Raw genomic sequence first — 20243 nt, forward strand, 5'->3', positions numbered from 1 at the left:
GACTGATGCTAGCGCGTGCCGGGCGGCAGCGCCCGGCACGGCTGCGGGCGCCGGACCGCCCGGGCGCTGGAGGCGTGTGGTCGGCGCGGCCGGAGTGGTGTGGTCAGAGCGGTCAGGGTGGCGTGGTCGAATAGGCCCATGAGCAAGCGGCACAAGGTCGGCGGTAGCCCTGGCCCTGAAGGCGTGGCTGCGTCTGGTTCCGCGGACGGGGCGGGCACGGGTGTGGTACGGGTTCGTCTGGACCTCGCCTACGACGGGGCAGGGTTCAGTGGGTGGGCCGCCCAGCCTGGTCTGCGCACGGTAGAAGGTGTGCTGACAGCGGCGCTGACGACGGTGCTGCGCACCCCTGTGCGCCTGACTGTTGCGGGGCGCACCGACGCGGGGGTGCACGCTGTCGGCCAGGTCGTGCACCTTGACGTGCCTGCCGCTGCCTGGCAGGCCCTGCCCGGGCGGTCCCGGCGCGCCCCCGAGCAGGCGCTGCTGACCCGGCTCACTGGAGTCCTGGCCCGGGAGGCCCGGCAGGCGTGGCGTGTCCCAGACCTGCCGAGCACGGTGGAGTCGTCGTCGCAGGGGCCAGGAGGCGGGCAGGACGAGCGGGTGCCGACGGCGGGAAGCACCCGGGCGGCAGGGCGGGTGCCGCGTGGGGCCAGTGACGTGGTCGTCACCGCCGCCAGCCAGGTCGGTCCCGACTTTGACGCCCGCTTTGGCGCCCTGTGGCGCCGCTACACCTATCGGATCAGCGACGGGGCGAGCCTGCGGGACCCACGTCGTCGCGGCCACGTGCTGTGGACGGAGGGCGTGCTCGACGTCGAGGCGATGCAGGCCAGTGCGCTCCCGCTCCTGGGCGAGCACGACTTCCTGTCCTTCTGCAGACCGCGTCAGGGGGCCTCCACGGTCCGCGACCTGAGGCGGCTGTGCTGGCAGCGCGTGGAGGGGGCGGGAGCCGACGCCTCCCTGGTCACCCTGAGCGTCGAGGCCGACGCCTTCTGCCACTCCATGGTGCGCTCCCTGGTGGGGGCGGGGCTGGAGGTGGGGCGGGGGCGGCGTCCCGTCGCCTGGCCTGCTCGGCTCCTCGCCGCCCGCAGCCGCCGTGGGGCGGCTCCGGTGGCGCCGCCCCACGGCTTGACCCTGGAGGAGGTGGCCTACCCGGACGCGCACGGGCTGGCGGCGCAGGCCAGACGCTCCCGGGTGCGGAGGTCCCTGTGCTGACTGCGTGTTCCCCGGGCTGGCAGTGTCGGCTGCCTCCGGGCGCTTCCGGTACTGCGGATACGTGGGCTACGTGGGATACGTGGTGGGATTCACGGGGGCGTGTCGGCCCGACTTTTTGACCGCTGCTGCTCCCGGCCGGTAGTGTGTGAGAGTCGTGCAGCACAAGGGTTGCGTGTCCACAGGTGCCTCCCACTCGCCTGGATCGCCCGTGCTCCGACCACTCACCTGACCATGGTGGTCTCGCCGAGCCGCGACGCTTTGACGTGCCTCGGCGCGTCCGCCCGCCAAGAGAAACGAAGGCAACGCCCGTGCGCACGTATACACCGAAGCCTGGCGACGTCGAGAAGCGCTGGTACGTCATTGACGCCACCGACGTCGTCCTGGGCCGTCTGGCAGCCCAGGCTGCGACCCTGCTCCGTGGGAAGCACAAGCCGCAGTTCGCTCCCAACGAGGACTGCGGCGACTATGTCATCATCATCAATGCTGACAAGGTCGTCCTGACCAACGGCAAGGCTGAGAAGAAGTTCGCCTACCGTCACTCCGGCTACCCTGGCGGTCTCAAGGCCGTGCCCTACACCGAGCTGTTGGCCACGCGTCCCGAGCGGGCGGTGTCCAAGGCGGTCAAGGGGATGGTGCCCCACACCAAGCTCGGTCGCGCCCAGCTCAAGAAGCTCAAGGTCTACGCCGGCAGCGAGCACCCGCACGCCTCACAGAACCCGCAGCCCTTCGAGATCACCCAGGTCGCCCAGTAGCGCCCTGCGCTCGGCACTCACGACAAGCAGACAAGCAAAGGACATACCGTGGCTGAGACCACTGTCGACACCGACGCGCTGGACGAGGACAACGTACCGTCCAGCTACACCACTGAGACCGAGGCTCCTGTGGAGGGCCGTGGCCAGTCCGTCACCGCTCCTGGCAGCGGCCTGGGGCGCCGTAAGGAGGCTGTGGCCCGCGTCCGCCTGGTGCCCGGCACAGGCCAGTGGACCATCAACGGCCGCACGCTGGAGGACTACTTCCCCAACAAGCTGCACCAGCAGCTGGTTCGTGCTCCCTTCACCGTCCTCGACCTGGAGGGCCGCTTCGACGTCATTGCCCGTATCAGCGGCGGGGGCGTTTCCGGGCAGGCGGGTGCGCTGCGTCTGGGGATCGCCCGCGCCCTCAACGAGATCGACCGGGAGGCCAACCGGGCCACCCTGAAGAAGGCTGGCTTCCTGACCCGCGACGCTCGTACCGTGGAGCGCAAGAAGGCCGGTCTGCACAAGGCCCGTCGCGCCCCCCAGTACTCCAAGCGCTGACCGGATCCGCCTCCGGGGTCACCACTCCACTAGCCCCCGTCGTCCTCGCGTGAGCGCAGGGCGACGGGGGCAGTGCTGTCGCCTGTCGTCGCACTACGCCTGCACCGCAGGTGTGCCACCGCGTGGTGGCGGCGGTGGCGACGCGAGCGGGGCTCCGCAGGCTCTCAGGTGCTCGCGGGGAGGAGTCTCAGGAATTCTCAAGGCGGGCAGGGAGGGCTGTCCGCGAATGGGCGGATGTAACGCGGGTGTGTCCTGGACCGGGGGCGCGCGTGGCAGGATGGGGCTGACGTAGTGATCGGTTTCCTGACCGTACACCAATCCCAGGAGGTTCTTCTCATGGCTCGACTCTTTGGAACCGACGGCGTGCGTGGCCTGGCCAACGACCTGCTCACCCCCACGCTGGCTGTCCAGCTCGGCGAGGCTGCGGCCCGGGTGCTTACCAGGGACGCTCCTGCTCCTACCGGGGCACGCGGCAGTCGGCCCCGGGCCATCGTCGGGCGTGACACGCGCGCCTCGGGGGAGTTCCTCGACCACGCCATCAGTTCGGGCCTGGCGGCATCGGGTGTGGACGTCACCCGCGTGGGCGTGCTGCCCACACCGGCTATCGCCCACATGACGGCGACCCAGGACCTGGAGCTGGGAGTCATGATCTCTGCCTCCCACAACCCTTTTCCAGACAACGGCATCAAGTTCTTCGGTCGGGGGGGCTACAAGCTGCCTGACGCCGTGGAGGACGAGATCGAGTCCCTCCTGGGCAAGGTGGACAACCGCCCCACGGGGGCTGAGGTGGGCCGAGTCATCAAGGGCGAGACCATCGCTGACCAGAACTACATCAACCACCTCGTGGACTCCGCGGCCACCGACCTGTCGGGCCTGCGTGTCGTCGTGGACGCCTCCAACGGTGCTGCCTCCGCGGTCGGTCCGGCGGCGCTGCGGGCGGCTGGTGCCGAGGTCATCGTCATCAACGCCTCTCCGGACGGCCTTAACATCAACGCCGGCTGCGGCTCCACGCACCCCGAGCAGCTGCAGAGCTACGTGGTGTCCGTGGGCGCGGACATGGGTGTGGCCTACGACGGCGACGCCGACCGCTGCCTGGCGGTGGATGCCGAGGGCAACCTGGTGGACGGCGACCAGATCATGGGCATGCTCGCTATCGGCATGAAGGCTGACGGCACCCTGGGCAGTGACACCCTCGTCGTCACCGTCATGAGCAACCTCGGCCTCATCCTGGCCATGCGTGAGCACGGTATCCGCACGGTCCAGACCGGCGTGGGGGACCGCTACGTGCTGGAGAAGATGGTCCAGGGCGGCTACACCCTGGGTGGGGAGCAGTCCGGCCACGTCATCGACACTGTCCACGCCACCACCGGTGACGGCGTGCTTACCTCCCTGCACGTGGCCGCCCGGGTCAAGCGCACAGGGAAGACGCTGGCCGAGCTGGCTTCCGTGGTGACCCGGCTGCCGCAGACCCTCATCAACGTCAAGGGCGTGGACAAGGCGGCCGCCGGGACCAACCAGACCGTCCAGGACGCCGTGGCCCGGGCGGAGAAGGAGCTGGGGGAGACCGGGCGCGTGCTGCTGCGCCCCTCCGGCACCGAGCCGCTGGTGCGTGTCATGGTCGAGGCCGCCACCCAGGAGCAGGCGGACCGCGTCGCCGGGTCGCTGGCCTGTGTCGTCAAGGACAACCTCAGCCTGTGACCGCCGGGCCAGGCGGAGGGCAGGCTGCCGGAGCGGGGGAGCGCCCTGCCGCTCCTGCGCCCCGGCTGCGCCTTCTTGACCCTGTGCCCTCGTGGCAGGGAAGGCCGTTGACTGGCAGGACCCGTGACCTTCTCTGCCTGCTGGCATCTGCCGGGCAGGGCGGGGCAAGTGAGGATGAGCTTGCCGATGGACTGTGGCCGCACCGGCGCCCAGCTCGCCCTCGTCAGTCCCTCCAGGTCGTTGTCTCCCGTGCCCGCTCCCTGCTGGGCGCTGGCGCGGTCGAGCGCGTGGCCATCGGCTACCGTCTGGCGCTGCGTGCCGACGACGTCGACTACCTCATCGTGGTCAGGTCCGCCCGTCTGGCCGTCGATGCGGCCAGGCAGCAGGAGCTGGCGCGGGTGGTCGCTGTCACGGACACCGCTGTGAGTGAGCAGGGTGCGCAGATGCCAGGGCGTGGCGCCACGGCGGGCCAGGGTCCTCACGGTGAGCTCGTGGGGGAGGCGGCCCGCCTGCTGCACCGGCTCGTCCGGGAGAGGGCGCTGGCGCTGGACCACCTGGGCCGCTACGCCGAGGCCATGGTGCTGCTGCCAGCGCTGGCTGAGTACGACCCGGCGGACGAGCCCGTGCTGGCTGCCCTCGTGCGCGACGAGGCCTGGACCAGCTCGCCAGCAGCGGCTCTGGAGCGCTATGAGGCCTACCGGCGTCGGCTGCGCGAGTCCGGGGCCGCTCCCGGGCCTGTGCTACGCGCCGCCCACGAGGCCGCGCTGAGCGCCGAGCAGCCGGTTCGCCGCGGGATACGGTACGCCTCCACACCGATGGTCGGTCGCGGGGCAGACCTGCGCGCCGTGGAGGACGCGGTCGCAACCAGCCGACTGGTGACCATCACCGGACCGGGCGGGGTCGGTAAGACGCGTCTGGCCCAGGCCGTGGCCGCGCGCAGCGTCCTGCCGGTGGTCCACGTCCTGTCCATGGCCGAGCACGCGCCGCGGCATACCAGGTGGTGCCCTGGCGGCGCCGAGAGCCCCTCAGGCCCCGATGTCCTGCGTCTGGCCCGCGTGCTCCTGGCCGGGCTCGGTGCGCACCTTGATGCCGGGAGTGATCCGCGCCGCAGGCTGGGGGAGGTCCTGGCCAGTCCGGGAACGCTGCTCGTCCTGGACGACTGTGAGCACCTTGCCCCGGTGCTGGCCGACCTGCTGGCTCCCCTCCTGAGCACAATGCCTGCGCTGCACGTGCTGGTCACCTCGCGACGCGTCCTGGATCTTGCGGGCGAGCGCGTGCACCGCCTCGGCCCTCTCGCCAGGGGTGACGCGGAGGAGCTCTTCCGTCAGCGTGCTGCGGCGGTGCGCCCCGACCAGCCGCTGGACCAGGCTGACCTGGCCCCTCTGCTGGCCCTGCTGGACGGGATACCGCTCGCTATTGAGCTGGCTGCCGCACGCACCCGTGCCATGTCCCTCGCCCAGATCGGCCAGCGTCTTCCCGGCCACCTTGCTGTTCTGACCGGTTCCCGTGACCTGCCTGAGCGCCAGCGCACGCTGGCCGCTGTCCTCGAGTGGTCCTGGGACCTCCTGGAGCCCGCAGCGCGCCGCGCGCTCAGACGCGCTGCGCTCCTGGCTGACGGCTTCACCCTGGAGACCGCTGAGGCGGTGCTGGGACCCGAGGCTCCTGTGCTCGTCGAGGCTCTTGTGGCACAGTCCCTCCTGCTGGTCGCGGAGGCTGCCTGGTCTGGTGTCCAGGGGGCCCAGGGCGCGCAGAGGACGTGGAGCGGACCCGGGGCACAAGGGGTGCAGGACCTCGCCCCTGGGCTGGTACCTGCTGGCGTGCAGGAGCTGGCAGTCCCCCGGTTCCGGGTGCTCACCAGCGTGCGTGAGCTGGTGCTGTCGCTTCCGGTGGACGCAGCGCAGGATGCCGAGGACCGTGCAGCCGTGCGCGCCTGGGCGCTGGGCCTGTGCACGCCTCTGCTGGCCGTGGAGGCGGGCCGGCAGGAGGGAACGAGTGGTCAGGATGGCTGTACCGGCGGCGGCGGTGGCTCAGCCTCTCGGGGCTCGTCCCCGGCGGTCACCTCGGTCATGGTCGAGGAGACTGGGCTCGTCCAGGAGCTGGAACGCGCCCTGGGTGCCTGGGCCGGCTCAGGGCGCCAGCCGGGCAGGGACCTGGAGGATGCCTGCGTCATCGGGGCTGCGCTGGTGACCTGCTGGTCATCGAGCTGGGCGTTCCCGCAGATGGCGACCTGGGGCCCTCGTCTTTACCAGCTGGTTGTCACGCCACCGCCAGACCAGCCGGGGGCCCGGGCTCGCTCCAGGATCCTGCACTGCCTGTGCGTGTCCACCTGGCTGCTCGGCCCCCTGCCTGAGCGGGTCCGCCGGGCCGTGCCTGGCGGGGGCGGGCTCGATGACGCGCAGGGGGCGGCGGTGCGGCGCCTAGCACGCACCCGCCGGGAGGACTGGCCGGTACTCGCCCTGGACGAGGACGTCTGGGTGGCCTGGGCGGCAGGACGCTGCGTGTGCACTGACCTGGAGAACCAGGGCCGTCTTGAGGCGGCCCTGACCCTGACGGAGACGCTCCTGGACCGGGTGCGAACGGCTGGCCTGCCCGGGCACCACCTCGCCGGGCTGGAGCTGGACCGCCTCAGGCTGCTGCTGGAGATGGGCGAGTACGCGCGGGGCGCACGCGAGTGCGAGCGGCTGTCCCAGGTGCTGGAGCGCAGCAACCTGCCGCAGCGCGGGCTCCACACCTGGGTGGTGGACATGCTGAGCCGCTGCTGCCGGGTCTATCTTCATCCCACACCTCAGGCGGCCGACGCGCTCCTGGAGGAGATGGCGTCCGTGAACGTGCCTGGGACGGTACGGTCGACGGTCCGCCTCGCCAGCTCTGAGATGCACCTGCTGGCTGGCAGACGGCGCCAGGCGGCCCTTGACAGCCGCGAGGCTCTTGACATGGTCGTCCTCGACGGCGCCGCGGTGCCCGGGGGGCCGTGGGAGCTCTACGGGCTGGCCCTCTGCCTGGTCGTTGACGCCGCCCTGACCGGTCCCGAGCGCCGGGGACTGGACCCTCTCGCGGTGCGTCGTCGTGCCTTCCGCGCGCTGGGCCGGACCCTGGGCCCGCGAGGGCGGGGCACACAGGACCTGCCGACCATCGCCACGCTCGCGGCGGCGACCGGGCTGTCCATCATGACGGCTGCCTGGCCGGCCCGCGAGCCAGATGGCCCCCAGGAGGCTGCGGACGCGGCGGAGGACGGGCTGGGACTGCCTGAGGAGGCGGGGCGGCTGGGAGCGGAGCTGCTTGCCACAGCGCTGCGTCTGGGGCACAACCAGACCTGCCTGGTGGTCTCACGTCCGCGTCTGCTCGCGGCCGCGGGGCGGCTCGGCCAGCCCGGCCCCCAGGCGCTCCGCGAGGCCCAGGAGCACGTGGGGCGCCTGAGCAGGTCACGCTGCCCGGAACACATGGCGCGGCTGCTGGAGGGGCTGTCAGGCTGGCTGTGAGGCGTGCTGGTCCGCGGGCTGGTAGAGGCGCTCTCCCACCTCCCTGGCACGGGTGGGTGGGGCCGCCCCGGAACCGGGACGGCCCCGGGGCCTCAGGACGTGGCGCGCTGGTGGCGCACCACGGCTGCGGGGGCGGCGGGCGTCATGATGACCAGGCACCCCGGGGCGGCTCAGCCGACGTCGGCGGCGCTGACGGTGCCTGGCGCACCTTGGCGAGAGTGGTCTCGTAGGCCTCGTAGAACACGGGCGCGCTCACGCCGCTGCGCCTGCCGTACTCGTAGACGTCACGGCACACGGCCAGCAGATCCGCCATGTTGGTGTGCAGCGTCATGATCCTGCGAGTCAGGACGTTGCGGGAGAACATGCGTCTCATCATGGGCGCCGACACCACGGCAGGAAGACGGTAGGGGAGAAGGTCCCCGCGGTACCTCCTCAGCTCCACGCCGCGAGCCTCGACGATCCTTGAGGCCTCACGGACGGCCTTGACCACGTGAGCCAGTATGGTGGAGGACCCCATCATCTTCTCCGCGGCCGCAGCGGTGTCGTTGGTATCACCGTACACCCCGGCCACTGACACCACGCCGGCGTTGACGGCCATGTGCAGCCACGTCCACTCCAGCATGTCGTGGGGGTGCTCCAGGGCGATGTCGCAGGAGCGGAAGAGCGCCTCGACCTTCCCGTAGCCGTCAGGGCTGTCAGGGCTGTCAGGGCTGTCAGGGTGGTCAAGGCGGGCCGTGTCCTCGCGCTCCAGCATGAAGTGGTCGAACACGCAGCAGCTGAGCACGCCGTCCCTCATGCGTCCTCCCGCAACCGGGTAGCCCAGGACGGTCCCACGGCCGGAGGTGAGCTCTTCAAGCTCGCTGCGCTCCCCCCAGAAGCCTCCGCACAGGAGGACGGGACCCTCCACACCGAGCGTGCCAAGGTCCTGCATCACGGTGGCCACGTCCTTGTAGGGGACGCTGACCACGATGAGGTCGTAGCGCTCGTGCGTCCTAGGGCGGACCTCGTAGCTGTCGCGCGAGGCAGTCCCCCTCGGGGCCCTGCGCCCGTCCAGGAGGTCGACCTCCAACGAGGTGGTGCCGGCCCTCGGGCTGGAGCCACGTACCAGGTGCTCGACGTCGTGGCCTGCCTTGTGGAACAGGTAGCCGTACGTCGTCCCGATGACTCCCAGGCCGATGACGAGGACGTCCATGGATCTGTGCGGGTACTGATGCTTGCGGGTCGTCATGCCTCAAGCCTGAGGCTCGGCGGTTTCAGGCCGCTTTCAGTCGCCGTGGCTAGAGGCCCCGTCCTGGGGTCAGGACACCCCCCGGCCCCGCAGGTAGGAGACGATGGCCAGCTTGACCTCGGCCAGGTCCTGGGCGGGGTCACCGGTCACCGAGTCGACCGCTACGGCGGGGCGGAACAGCTCGAAGGCCATGGCCGCGGCGGTCTCCAGCCGTGCGTGCTCCGTGTCCGGGTTGCGCTGGGCAAGCACCTCGACGAAGCGGTCTCGCAGCTCGCGGATGGTCTGGCGGGCTGCGGCAGGTCCTTCCTCGTCCTGGGCCGCCCTGTGCGCCAGCCGGGCGAAGGCGCGGTTGGCGGTCTTGAAGGCGTGGATCGGCCCGGCCAGCCGCTCCGTGAGCTCCTCCAGCGTCATGCCTGCACGGTCTCCCGCCCGTTCCAGGTCGATGCTGCCCACGACCGTGCTCAGCTCGTGGACGTAGCGGGCCCACAGCGCGGAGAGCAGGTCGTCCTTGTTCGAGAAGTACTGGTAGAGGGACCCGGGTGAGATACCCGCCTCGGCGGCGACGGCGTTAGTCGTGGTGCGCTCGTAGCCGACCCGGTCGATGACGGTGGTCGCGGCGTCGAGGATGTGCTCCATCCTCTCCAGCCCGCGCCGCTGGCGGCGCGGCTGGCGGCTGGCGGCTGGCACGGTGGCGGGGGGCGTGGAGGGCATGCTGAGAGCGTATCGGAACCGGTGCCCAGGCCTTGCGAGCGCCGTTGTTCGCCCGTAACCTGCTTTGCGAGCAAGTACTCGCATTCTATGAGGAGGTTAGTATGCGGCACCTGGGAGAGCTGGAGGTCAGTGACATCGGTCTAGGGTGCCTGGGCATGTCGTGGGCGTACGGCTACGCGGACCCGGGCCTGGCCCGCCAGACCATCACTCTGGCCGTGGAGGAGGGCGTCACCCTGTTTGACACCGCCGCCTCCTACGGTCACGGCAACAATGAGAGGCTGCTGGGGCAGGCGCTGGGGCGTCGTCGCAGCGAGGTCGTCGTGGCGACCAAGACCGGGCTGACCTCGCTGCCGGTCTTCGGGATCCCCACCGGGCGTGACGGGCGGCCCAGGACGATCCGGCGTGCGGTGGACGACTCGCTCAGACGTCTGGGGACGGACTGGATCGACCTGTACTACCTGCACCGTGTCGACCCCAAGGTCCCGGTCGAGGAGAGCATCGGGGCGATGGCCGAGGCCGTCCAGGCGGGTAAGGTACGTTACCTCGGGGTGAGCGAGGCCACCGCTGAGGAGGTCCGTCGGGCACACGCGACCCACCCCCTGTCCGCCCTCCAGATGGAGTGGTCTCTTTTCCGCAGGAAGGTGGAGGACCAGGTCCTCGGCGTCGCCCGCGAGCTGGGTATCGGCGTGGTCGCCTACAGCCCCCTGGGGCAGGGCATGCTCACCGGTCATCCCTCGTCGACGACGCGCCTGGGACGGCTGGACTACCGGCGGTTCATGCCGCGGTGGCGCGGGGACGGCCTGAGGACAAACATGCGGCAGGTGGCCGTGGTCCAGGAGGTGGCTGACCAGGTCGGGGCGAGCGCGGCGCAGGTGGCGCTGGCGTGGCTGCTGGCCAAGGGGGAGGACGTGGTGCCCATTCCGGGTACCACCAAGCCGCACAACCTTCGCAGCAACCTGGGGGCGTCCACCGTGCGCCTGTCGCCCCAGCAGGTGGAGCGCCTGGACGCGGTGGCCGCTGCCAGCCGCTTCTGAGCCCGCACCCGTGTCACCCGCACTGACCCGCACCGTGGCGCGGCTTCGTGAGACAGGAGCCGCGCCACGGTGCGGGGCGGCTGCGATGCTGTCTGTCGGCCCTGAGGGGGCCAGGCAGGGGCTTGCCGGCGCCTCAGACCTTAGGCCTTGCGCAGCAGGACCTCGCGCATGTGGTGGTTGGCGTCCTTGCGCAGGACCAGCGTGGCACGGTCTCGGGTGGGGGCGATATTCTCCTGCAGGTTGACCAGGTTGACCGACTCCCAGATCCTGCTGGCTGCCGCCACGGCGATGTCGTCAGGCACGTCGGCGTAGCGCCTGAAGTAGGAGCGCGGGTCGGTGAAGGCGGTGCGCTTGAGGGTGAGGAAGCGGTCCAGGTACCAGCGCCGGATGTCGGCCGGGTCGGCGTCCACGTAGATCGAGAAGTCGATGTAGTCCGAGATGGCCAGGGCCTGGGGACGGTAGGAGGAGCCGAGAGCGGCCGCCTCGTGCCGTAGGCGGGGTGCGGGCTGGAGGACGTTAAGCCCCTCCAGCACCAGGACGTCCGGGCGCTCAACCGTGATGACCTCTCCGGGCACGATGTCGTAGACCGTGTGGGAGTAGACCGGGGCGCTCACTCGGGGCGCTCCCGACTTCACCGCCGCCACGAAGCCCAGCAGGGCACGGCGGTCGTAGGACTCGGGGAACCCCTTGCGGGTCAGTAGCCCTCGCTCCTCCAGGGTGGCGTTGGGCAGCAGGAAGCCGTCAGTGGTGACCAGGTCCACCCGAGGCGTCGCGGGGAAGCGCGAGAGCAGGTGGGCGATGAGGCGTGCCGTCGTCGACTTGCCGACCGCCACCGACCCGGCTACCGCCACGACAAAGGGGGTCGGGGGCTCGTCGATCCCCAGGAAGCCCGAGGTCCGGCGGGCGCGCTCCCGTGTGGTGACGACGTAGTCCTGCAGCAGCGCGGTCAGGGGGCGGTAGACGGCGTCTACCTCGGCTAGGTCGATGGGGTCTCCCAGCCCGCGTAGCTTCTCTACGTCAGCCTGGCTCAGCGGTAAGGGAGTGGCGGAGGCTAGCGCTGACCACTGCTGGCGGCTCAGCTCGATGTAGGGCGACAGCCATCGGCTCGGCTCACTGCTTGGCGGGGGCACCGGCTCAGTCTGGCAAAATTCCGCCTCCTGGGCACGTCGGGCCACGTGCGCTGTCGCGGATCACACCGGTGTCTCGCCCAGGTCGCTGGCACCGTAGGGCTGGTCGTGGTTCCATCTAGGTATGTGTGGAATTGTTGGCCATGTCGGCCCCCTGAACACGACCGGCTCCGACCGGTCCCTGACTGTCCTCCTTGACGGCCTGTCCCGCCTGGAGTATCGAGGCTACGACTCCGCAGGGGTGGCCCTGGCCGGGCCTGCGGGCCTGGACGTGGTCAAGGCTGCCGGCAAGCTGGCAGGTCTGCGGGAGCGGCTGGAGGAGTCCTCCCCGGCACCTGCTACCGCTGGGATCGGCCACACCCGCTGGGCCACCCACGGGGGGCCGACCACGGCCAATGCCCACCCGCACCGGGCCGGGCGGGTCGCGGTGGTCCACAACGGGATCATCGAGAACTTCCGCGCGCTGCGCGAGGAGGTGGAGGCCGCCGGGCGCGAGCTCGTCTCCGACACCGACACCGAGGTGGTCGCCCACGTCCTGGACCTGGATTACGGCCAGCGCCTGGCCCTGGCCGGGGAGGGTGCCGACGCGACCGCCGTGCTGGTGGCCTCTATGCGCGCGGTGACCGCCCGGCTGGAGGGTACCTTCGCCCTGCTGGCGCTCAGTTCCGACGCGCCCGGCACCATCGTGGCGGCCCGCCGCTCCAGCCCCCTGGTCATCGGTCTCGGGGAGGGGGAGAACTTCCTGGGCTCCGACGTGGCCGCCTTCGTGGCCTTCACCAGGCGTGCGGCCGAGGTGGGCGACGACCAGGTCCTGGCGCTGAGCGCGCAGGAGGTGCGCGTGTGGGATCGCGACGGCGCGGCGGTAGAGCCTGTCACCTGGGAGGTCTCCTGGGACGCCAGCGCCGCCGTCAAGGGTGGCTACGAGACCTTCATGGACAAGGAGATCCACGAGCAGCCCACAGCGGTGGCCGACACCCTGCTGGGGCGGGTGGACGAGCACGGCGAGCTCCAGCTCGACGAGATGCGCATCGAGCCCGCGGTCCTGCGCAGCGTGGACAAGATCATTGTGGTGGCCTGCGGGACGGCGGCCTACGCCGGGCACGTCGCCAAGTACGCCATCGAGCACTGGTGCCGGGTCCCGGTGGAGGTCGAGCTGGCCCACGAGTTCCGCTACCGCGACCCTGTGGTCAGCGAGAAGACCCTCACTGTGGCGATCTCCCAGTCCGGGGAGACCATGGACACCATCCAGGCGGTGCGCCACGCCCGGGAGCAGGGCTCCAAGGTCCTGGCTATCGTCAACACCTACGGCTCCACCATCGCCCGTGAGGCTGACGCGGTCCTCTACACCCACGCCGGGCCGGAGGTCGCGGTTGCCTCCACCAAGGCGTTCCTGGCCCAGATCACCGCCTGCTACCTGCTGGGTCTCTACCTTGCCCAGCTGCGCGGCAACAAGTGGGCCGACGAGGTGACCGACTACCTGGAACGGCTGGCTGCCATGCCCGCCGCGATCCAGCGCGTCCTCGACGAGCAGGCCCCGCAGGTCCGTGACCTGGGCGCCCGGCTGGCCCAGGAGTCCTCCTTCCTGTTCCTGGGGCGCCACGTGGGCTTCCCCGTCGCCCTGGAGGGAGCGCTCAAGCTCAAGGAACTGGCCTACGTCCATGCCGAGGGATTTGCTGCTGGAGAGCTCAAGCACGGGCCGATCGCCCTGGTGGAGGAGGGCCTGCCGGTGTTCGTCATCGTGCCGACCCCGCGGCGTCCTGTCCTGCACGGCAAGGTCATCTCCAACATCCAGGAGATCCGGGCGCGCGGGGCGCGCACCATCGTCATCGCCGAGGAGGGCGACTCCGCCGTAGAGCCCTTCGCCGACCACATCATCCGCGTCCCCGCCACCCCGACGCTGATGATGCCCCTGCTCACGGTGGTGCCTCTCCAGGTCTTCGCCGCGGCCCTGGCCCAGGCCAAGGGGCTGGACGTGGACCAGCCGCGCAACCTGGCCAAGTCCGTCACCGTGGAGTGAGGCCCGCCGTGCCGGTCCCCTCCAGGTCTCCTGACCGCTCCTGCGCCGCGCGTCGTACCCGCTCGTCCACCTGCACCCCGGATAGGGCCTACCCCGTGGCCGAGGTCAGCGCCGCTGAGGCGGCGCTGACCTCCGGTACCGACCGGTATATGCGGGCGGCGGCCTACGCGGTGGCCCGGGCCTGCCGCGCCGAGCTGCGCCGGGTGCGGGGAGGTGTCGCCGGGGGCCGGGTCCTGGCCCTTGTCGGCGGAGGAAGCAACGGGGCGGATACGCTCCTGGCCTGTGCCCTGTTGGCGCGCCGTGGCTGTGCTGTCACCGCGCTGCTGGGCACCCGACACCCGCTGCCCTGGGCGGTGGAGGAGGCCAGGCAGACCGGGGTGGCGGTGGTGGAGGCCACCGCCTCGAGCGCCTCGCGCCCTGCTGGCTGCGCCGACCCTGCCGACCTGCCGCTGTCTGAGGAGGCGCTGGCAGCAATCACCCTGGTGAGGCGCGAGGGGGGAGTTGTCCTTGACGGCCTGACCGGGACCGGAGGAGCCGGCCCGTTGCGCCCTCAGGCTGCCGCCCTGGTCGCCCCGTTTGTGACCGAGGAGCTTGCCGGGGACGCCGGGGGCTTCTGCGAGGACACAGCGGGGGACCTCTCCCAGGACTCTGCCGGGAACGCCGGGACCACAGGCCTCTCGCAGGCTGGCGAGGTGAGGGAGGGCACAGGGGGCCAGGCCCCGGCCCTGGCTACTCCGGCCGCGGTAGGTGCGCCTGCGTGCTCCCCGGGGCTGCGCGGGCGCGGCTGGCGGGTCGTCGCCGTGGACCTTCCCAGCGGTACGGACGCGGACGACGGGACCCTTCCCGGCCCGGTGCTCCCGGCCGACCGCACCGTCACCTTCACCTGCCTCAAGGGCGCCCTGTGCCTGCCTCCGGCCTGCCACCTGGCGGGTGAGGTGGAAGTGGTCGACCTCGGCCTGCCCGTGCCGCAGGGGGAGCCGATCGCGGTGCTGCCCTCCTGGGCCGACCTGTCGGCGACTCTACGCGCTCCCGGCCCGGCTGACCACAAGTACACCCGTGGCGTCGTGGGACTGTGGGCAGGCAGCCACAGCTACCCGGGAGCCGCGGTCCTGGCCGCCTCGGCAGCGGTACGGGCGGGAGCCGGGATGGTGCGGCTGAGTGCGCCCAGGCGGGTGGAGGACCTGGTGTTGGCCCGTCGTCCGGAGGTCGTGCCTGGTGCCGGACGCTGCCAGGCACGTGTCGTCGGTCCGGGCACCGAGCCGCAGGACCGTCCACGTGCCTATGCGCTGCGCCAGGTGCTGCGCCAGGTGCTGGCGCAGGTGGGTTGTGAGCATCCTCCCGGTGGCGCCCGGGCGCCGAGGGGGGCTGGCGCACCGAGGGGGACCGGAGTATCTACTTGCGCTGCTCCTGCCGTCATTGACGCCGGGGCGCTGGCCCTGCTTCCCGGTCTCGTTGACGAGGGCCTGGCCTGCGGCCCCGAGCACGTCCTGACTCCCCACGCGGGTGAGGCTGCCCGCCTGCTGACATCCCTGGGCTCGCCGTGGAGTCGGGAGCAGGTCAGCCGCCAGCCGCTGGCTGCCGCGCAGGAGCTGACCGGGCTGACCGGTGCCACTACCGTGCTCAAGGGGGCGGTGACCCTGGTGGTCACGCCGGGCAGGCCTGCGGTCAGCGTCCGTGACGCCCCTGGCTGGCTGGCCACCGCGGGCAGCGGTGACGTCCTGGCGGGAGTGCTGGGAGCCCTTCTGGCTGCTGCGGCCGCCCGGGCTGAGCAAGGTGGCCCGCCTCTGTCCGAGGTGGTGGGCACCGTGGTCTCCTCGGCAGTGCGGCTGCACGCGCAGGCGGGCGTCGTGGCCGCCCGGCGCCGTGATCCCGGGGCCGGGGAGGCTGGGGAGGGCAGGGGCGCAGGCCGCTCGACGGCCTGCCCGGTGGGCCACCCGGTGGCCGCCCTGGACCTGGCCGACGCCTTACCCGAGGCCTGGGCCACGCTGGTGCTCGGGTCCCGGTGACGCTCGAGGACGTCGGACAGTGGTGCGACAATCTGTGCCGTGACTACTTGGCAGCCCCCCTCTAGCGCCCTCGGCGCCGGTAACCTCGTGCACGGCCCGGCCGCGACCTCGCGTGCCGTGGTGGACCTGGGGGCTGTGGCCCACAACGCCGCCGTGCTCGCGCGGGCTGCGGGCACGCCATGGATGGCCGTGGTCAAGGCCGACGCCTACGGGCACGGGCTGGGGCCGGTGGCCACCACCTGCCTGGACGCCGGGGCCGCCTGGCTCGGTGTCGCCCAGCTGGCAGAGGCCCTCCACCTGCGACGCCTCCTGGACGAGGCGGGCGTGGCCCGCCCGCAGCCCGGCCCGGACGCCGTGCCCACCAGCCGGGCTCCACGGCTGCTGACCTGGATCCTGCCGGTCGTGACGGCGCAGGAGGCGGCGCGCCCCGGCTCGTCGGTGAGAGCGGCTCTGGACGCGGACCTGGACCTCTCCGTGGCCACTGTGGACCAGGCGCGTGCTGTGGCCGTCGGTGCCCGCGCCCAGGGGGTGAGGGCACGTGTCCACCTCAAGATCGACACCGGCATGTCCCGGGGCGGTGCCGTGGCAGAGGACCTGGCGGAGGTGGCCCGCGTGCTGCGTGAGGAGGAGCAGGCCTCGGGCCTGGTGGTCGTGGGTCTGTGGTCCCACCTCTCCCGCGCTGACGAGCCCGCCTCTGGCTCCACCCAGGAGCACCTGGCGCGGTTCCGGGCGGGGGAGGAGGTCGTCCGGCAGGCGGGGCTGCGGCCCCGGCTGCGCCACCTGGCGGCAACCGGCGGGCTCCTGTGGCACCCTCAGGCCCGTCTGGACCTGGTCCGTGCAGGTATCGGCCTGTACGGCCTCAGCCCTGACCCCTCGCTGGTCTCCGGCCAGGAGTTGGGTCTGCGCCCGGCCATGCGCCTGGAGGCTCCTTTGACCTTGGTCAAGAGGATCGCAGCGGGCCAGGCCGTGTCCTACGGGGGGACCTGGACGGCGCCGACCGACCGCTGGGTGGGGGTCGTGCCCCTGGGGTACTCCGACGGCGTGCCGCGGGCCGCCTCCTCCTGCGGCCCGGTGTCGGTGGGGCGGTACCGGACCACGGTGGTGGGCAGGGTCTGCATGGACCAGGTCGTTGTCGACCTGGGGCCGGCGGCCGGGCCGGACGGGGTCGCGGTGCCTGCCCCGGCAGCAGCCGGGGATGTCGCGGTCCTGTGGGGGGCGCCGTCCCCGGGGCCGGACGGTCCCCCGGTCCCCACGGCTGACGAGTGGGCCCGGGCCTGCGACACGATCAACTACGAGATCGTCACCCGTCTGGGACCCCGGGTCCCCCGGTACTACCTCCCTGCGGGTGGCGCGACAGGCTACGCTCAGCCCACCGGCAGCGAGGAGTAGGTATGAGCACCCGGCAGCCCTCCCAGGACACCCAGGCCCGTCAGACCTCCCAGGTCGCCCAGGACACCCAGGTCGCCCAGGTCACTGTCACTACCGCGGACGCCGACGCAACCCGTGCCCTGGGCTCCCGCCTGGCTGCCCTGCTGCGCCGCGGAGACCTGGTCCTGCTTAGCGGGGACCTGGGGGCCGGGAAGACCACCCTGGCCCAGGGGGTCGGCTCGGCCCTGGGGGTCCGTGGCCGGGTCTCCTCCCCGACCTTCATCATTGCCCGGGTCCACCCCTCCCTCGGGACGGGGCCGGACCTCATCCACGTGGACGCCTACCGCCTGGAGTCCCTGGAGGAGGTTGACGCTTTGGACCTGGACTCCTCCATGGAGGACTCCGTCACCGTGGTGGAGTGGGGACGGGGCAGGGCCGAGTCCCTCAGCGACAGCCGTCTGGAGATCGAGGTACGGCGTCGTGCGGGGGGTGAGGACCACACCTGCCCCCGGCGGCTGCCGGGTGACGCCCAGGGTCAGGTGACCGGTGGGGCCGACAAGGCTCCGGGCGACATGCTCCAGGGTGACCTCATGCGGACCGACGACCCGCGCGACCCGCGCGAGGTCGTCGTGCGGGCGGTGGGCCAGCGGTGGGCAGGCGTCAGCCTTGCGGACCTGGTACCTGGTGAGGGGTGAGCAGGTGAGCACGGTGAGTCGCGGGACGGGTCGGCGCCCGCCCCGGCGGGAGAGGGCAGCAGGGCGCTTGTCGGGCGCACGCGCGTACCCGGCCCGGGCGGGTGCGGACCCGCTGCCTGCGGCCCTGGTCGTGCTGGCTGTGCTGGTGGTGGTAGTGGTACCGGTGGGCTCGGCAGCCCCGGGCGTGCCCTGCCCTGCGCAGAAGGAGTCCCCGGCCGTGGTCGAGGAGCAGTCGGCCTCCTCCACGGCTGTGCCGGGCACGGACCCTGAGGACGTGGCGCAGACCTGGATGAGCGACGCCGGCGCCACGCTGGTGCGTCAGCACACGGGTGAGCAGCAGGCGGAGGTCGAGATCAGCCAGGTCCGGCCGGTCCACGCGTGGGCGCCAGGCTTCCTTGACGGCAGCGAGCCGACAGCAGCCCCCGTGCCCGTCGGCAGCTGGGCGGCTGCGGCGGCCGTCGGCGAGGAGCCCGTCGGGCTGGTCGTAGTGGAGGTGGACGAGGCCTCCGCCAGCGTCGTTGACGACGACGTCGTCCTTGACGGCTCCCTGGCCGAGGACGTCGCAGGTCTGGGCACCTCCGTCCTCGTCCACGACGTGGAGGTCGCTGCCTGGTACGCGGTGGAGCCCGCAGGGGCCATGACCGTGGTCGCCCTGGGAGAGGTGTCCTCCACGCTGCTGGCGGGGCCCATCAGCCTGGTCGACTACGGCCAGGTCCTGCGCGAGCGCAACGGTGCCGAGCCCGTGGTCTCCACCTCTCAGACCCAGGTGCAGGCTGGGGCGGGAGGCTGGGCGGTGTGGGGGCCGGTGCTCGCCGTCGTCGCGGTCGGGGTTCTGGCAGTAGTCGTCACGGTGCGTCATGAGCGCAGGGTGACTGCGCCGCTGCGCCAGGCCCGCCAGAGGATGCCCCTGGGCTCGGACACTATTCCGGACAGCCACGTCAACCACCTACAGGACTAGCCTGGCTAGGCTGTTCCTGTGCGTATCCTCTCCGTCGACTCCTCGCTGGGTACCCAGGTCGCTGTCCTCGCCGCCCCTGGTCCCACCGGTACCGGTGGGACCAGCCCTGTCGTCCTGGCGCACATGGCGCAGGACAGTGCCCGTCAGCACGCCGAGTCCCTGGGGCCCATGCTGGCTCAGGTGCTTACAGACTCCCAGGCCGGGGACGCGGCGCTGGACGCCGTCGTCGTCGCTACCGGCCCCGCCCCCTTCACGGGGCTGCGTGCCGGCCTTGTCGCCGCTAGAACAGTAGGACGGGCGCGCGGTGTCCCCGTCTACGGGGTGCCCAGCCTGGATGCCGTCGCCCGCGCGGCCCTGGACGCCCTCACCGGGGCCGATGCCGTCAGTGACCCGGTGGTCGACCCGGTGGTCCTGGTCGCCACCGACGCCCGGCGCAGGGAGGTCTACGCCGCCCGTTACCGCGGACTCGGCCCCGACGACGTCATCCGGCTCGGTGAGATCGTCGTGTGCCCGCCCCAGGACGTGGGGGACCTGGGCAGCTGTGACGCGGTGGCGGGCTCGGGAGCGGTCCTCTACCCCGTCATCCGCTCCTCAGTCTCCCCCACCTCCCTCTCCTCCACCTCCGAGGGCGGGGGGCAGGTCCTGACCCCGGTCTCCGGGGACTGCCGCGCCCAGGTGCGTGTGGCACTGGCCCGTCTGGCACGTGGCGAGCAGCTGCCTACCGACCCCCTCTACCTGCGCTACGCTGACGTCCACGTCCCACCGGCCCGTGGCGGCAGCCAGTGACTCAGGAGCACTCGCCTGTCCACCGGCCCGTGAGCGTACGGGACATGACCCCCGCTGACCTGGCCCAGGTCGCCGCGCTGGAGGAGGAGGTCTTTGCCACCCAGGCCTGGAGCCCCCGACTCCTGCGCTGCGAGCTTGACGCCCATGTTACCCGGGGGGACCGGCGCTACGTCGTGGCGGCACAGGGGCAGGAGGTCCTGGCCTACGCGGGTGCCTACCTGGGTGACGGTGCCGGTGAGGCCGACCTGCTGGTCGTGGCCACAGCACCCTGGGCCCGGCGCCGCGGGCTGGCGGGCACCCTGGTCACCACCCTGGTTGACGACGCCCGCCGCGCGGGCTGCTGGTCCGTGCTGCTGGAGGTCCGCGAGTCCAACGCCGTGGCCCGTCGGCTCTACCAGTCGCACGGGTTCGAGGTGATCGGGCGCCGCCGCCGCTACTACGCCGACCCGCAGGAGGACGCCGTGGTCATGCGCCTGGTGCTGCGTGAGACCACTGGCCCTGTCGGCGCCGAGGTCGTGTAGTAGTGCGGCGGCGTCACAGATTTGCCTGATGGTGGTGTCACGAAAAGCGTGTGCAGTGTTGGCGCCCGCTGCGCGCGGGAGACCCCGCCCGGTCTGGTGGCGCGGTAGTGG

Annotated in this window: 16 protein-coding genes; 13 read left to right on the forward strand and 3 right to left on the reverse strand. The window is 71.8% G+C overall.

The genetic code is table 11. From position 1 onward, the window contains the following. The first annotated feature begins 138 nt into the window (after positions 1–138). From D4740_RS11375 to D4740_RS11395, 5 genes are all read left to right on the forward strand, one after another. Complete coding sequence (locus D4740_RS11375) at positions 139–1209, forward strand: tRNA pseudouridine(38-40) synthase TruA (RefSeq protein WP_119837058.1); 1071 nt, start codon at positions 139–141, stop codon at positions 1207–1209. Positions 1210–1517: 308 nt separating this feature from the next. Then, a complete protein-coding gene (gene rplM, locus D4740_RS11380) occupies positions 1518–1961 on the forward strand; it encodes a 50S ribosomal protein L13 (RefSeq protein ID WP_119837059.1) in 444 nt (147 codons plus the stop codon). A gap of 48 nt (positions 1962–2009) precedes the next feature. Further along, complete coding sequence (gene rpsI / locus D4740_RS11385; protein ID WP_119837060.1) at positions 2010–2504, forward strand: 30S ribosomal protein S9; 495 nt, start codon at positions 2010–2012, stop codon at positions 2502–2504. 336 nt (positions 2505–2840) lie between these two features. Next, positions 2841–4202, forward strand: coding sequence for a phosphoglucosamine mutase (gene glmM, locus D4740_RS11390; protein ID WP_119837061.1), 1362 nt, complete (start codon positions 2841–2843; stop codon positions 4200–4202). Next, positions 4199–7681 (forward strand): AAA family ATPase, encoded by a 3483-nt coding sequence (locus D4740_RS11395; protein WP_119837062.1) that lies wholly within the window; start codon positions 4199–4201, stop codon positions 7679–7681. The genes glmM and D4740_RS11395 overlap by 4 nt, the downstream gene beginning before the upstream one ends. 142 nt (positions 7682–7823) lie before the next feature. On the opposite strand, the gene D4740_RS11400 is transcribed toward D4740_RS11395, so the two are convergent. After that, a complete protein-coding gene (locus D4740_RS11400; RefSeq protein ID WP_259390818.1) occupies positions 7824–8909 on the reverse strand; it encodes a ketopantoate reductase family protein in 1086 nt (361 codons plus the stop codon). Between the two features lie 69 nt (positions 8910–8978). Next, the gene (locus D4740_RS11405) at positions 8979–9620 is read right to left on the reverse strand and encodes a TetR/AcrR family transcriptional regulator (RefSeq protein ID WP_119837064.1); all 642 of its coding nucleotides are present in this window, start codon (positions 9618–9620) and stop codon (positions 8979–8981) included. Between the two features lie 101 nt (positions 9621–9721). Between D4740_RS11405 and D4740_RS11410 the strand changes: the two genes are divergently transcribed. Then, a complete protein-coding gene (locus D4740_RS11410) occupies positions 9722–10654 on the forward strand; it encodes an aldo/keto reductase (RefSeq protein WP_119837065.1) in 933 nt (310 codons plus the stop codon). A gap of 140 nt (positions 10655–10794) precedes the next feature. Here D4740_RS11410 and coaA read toward each other — a convergent pair whose 3' ends face one another. Beyond that, positions 10795–11784, reverse strand: coding sequence for a type I pantothenate kinase (gene coaA, locus D4740_RS11415; RefSeq protein ID WP_182911410.1), 990 nt, complete (start codon positions 11782–11784; stop codon positions 10795–10797). A gap of 121 nt (positions 11785–11905) precedes the next feature. On the opposite strand from coaA, the gene glmS reads away from it, so the two are divergent. The 7 genes from glmS to rimI are packed head-to-tail and all read left to right on the forward strand — an operon-like array spanning position 11906 to position 20132. Continuing rightward, positions 11906–13798 carry a glutamine--fructose-6-phosphate transaminase (isomerizing) gene (gene glmS / locus D4740_RS11420; RefSeq protein ID WP_119837066.1) on the forward strand — a complete coding sequence of 631 codons (1893 nt, stop codon included), beginning with the start codon at positions 11906–11908 and terminating at the stop codon, positions 13796–13798. A gap of 8 nt (positions 13799–13806) precedes the next feature. After that, on the forward strand, positions 13807–15804 hold the full coding sequence (locus tag D4740_RS11425) for a bifunctional ADP-dependent NAD(P)H-hydrate dehydratase/NAD(P)H-hydrate epimerase (protein WP_259390819.1): 1998 nt from the start codon (positions 13807–13809) through the stop codon (positions 15802–15804). A gap of 39 nt (positions 15805–15843) precedes the next feature. Beyond that, the gene (alr, locus tag D4740_RS11430) at positions 15844–17193 is read left to right on the forward strand and encodes an alanine racemase (RefSeq protein WP_259390820.1); all 1350 of its coding nucleotides are present in this window, start codon (positions 15844–15846) and stop codon (positions 17191–17193) included. Positions 17194–17195: 2 nt separating this feature from the next. After that, complete coding sequence (gene tsaE, locus D4740_RS11435; RefSeq protein ID WP_119837068.1) at positions 17196–17867, forward strand: tRNA (adenosine(37)-N6)-threonylcarbamoyltransferase complex ATPase subunit type 1 TsaE; 672 nt, start codon at positions 17196–17198, stop codon at positions 17865–17867. A gap of 4 nt (positions 17868–17871) precedes the next feature. Continuing rightward, entirely contained in the window at positions 17872–18825 is a 954-nt protein-coding gene (locus D4740_RS11440) for a hypothetical protein (protein ID WP_182911411.1), read from the forward strand. An 18-nt stretch (positions 18826–18843) separates the two neighbouring features. Next, positions 18844–19611, forward strand: a complete 768-nt coding sequence (tsaB, locus tag D4740_RS11445; protein WP_119837070.1) for a tRNA (adenosine(37)-N6)-threonylcarbamoyltransferase complex dimerization subunit type 1 TsaB — start codon at positions 18844–18846, stop codon at positions 19609–19611. A 44-nt stretch (positions 19612–19655) separates the two neighbouring features. Then, positions 19656–20132 carry a ribosomal protein S18-alanine N-acetyltransferase gene (gene rimI, locus D4740_RS11450; RefSeq protein WP_119837093.1) on the forward strand — a complete coding sequence of 159 codons (477 nt, stop codon included), beginning with the start codon at positions 19656–19658 and terminating at the stop codon, positions 20130–20132. Positions 20133–20243 lie beyond the last annotated feature (111 nt).

This window comes from Actinomyces sp. 2119, assembly GCF_003591215.1.
In the GTDB taxonomy this organism is placed as follows: domain Bacteria; phylum Actinomycetota; class Actinomycetes; order Actinomycetales; family Actinomycetaceae; genus Actinomyces; species Actinomyces lilanjuaniae.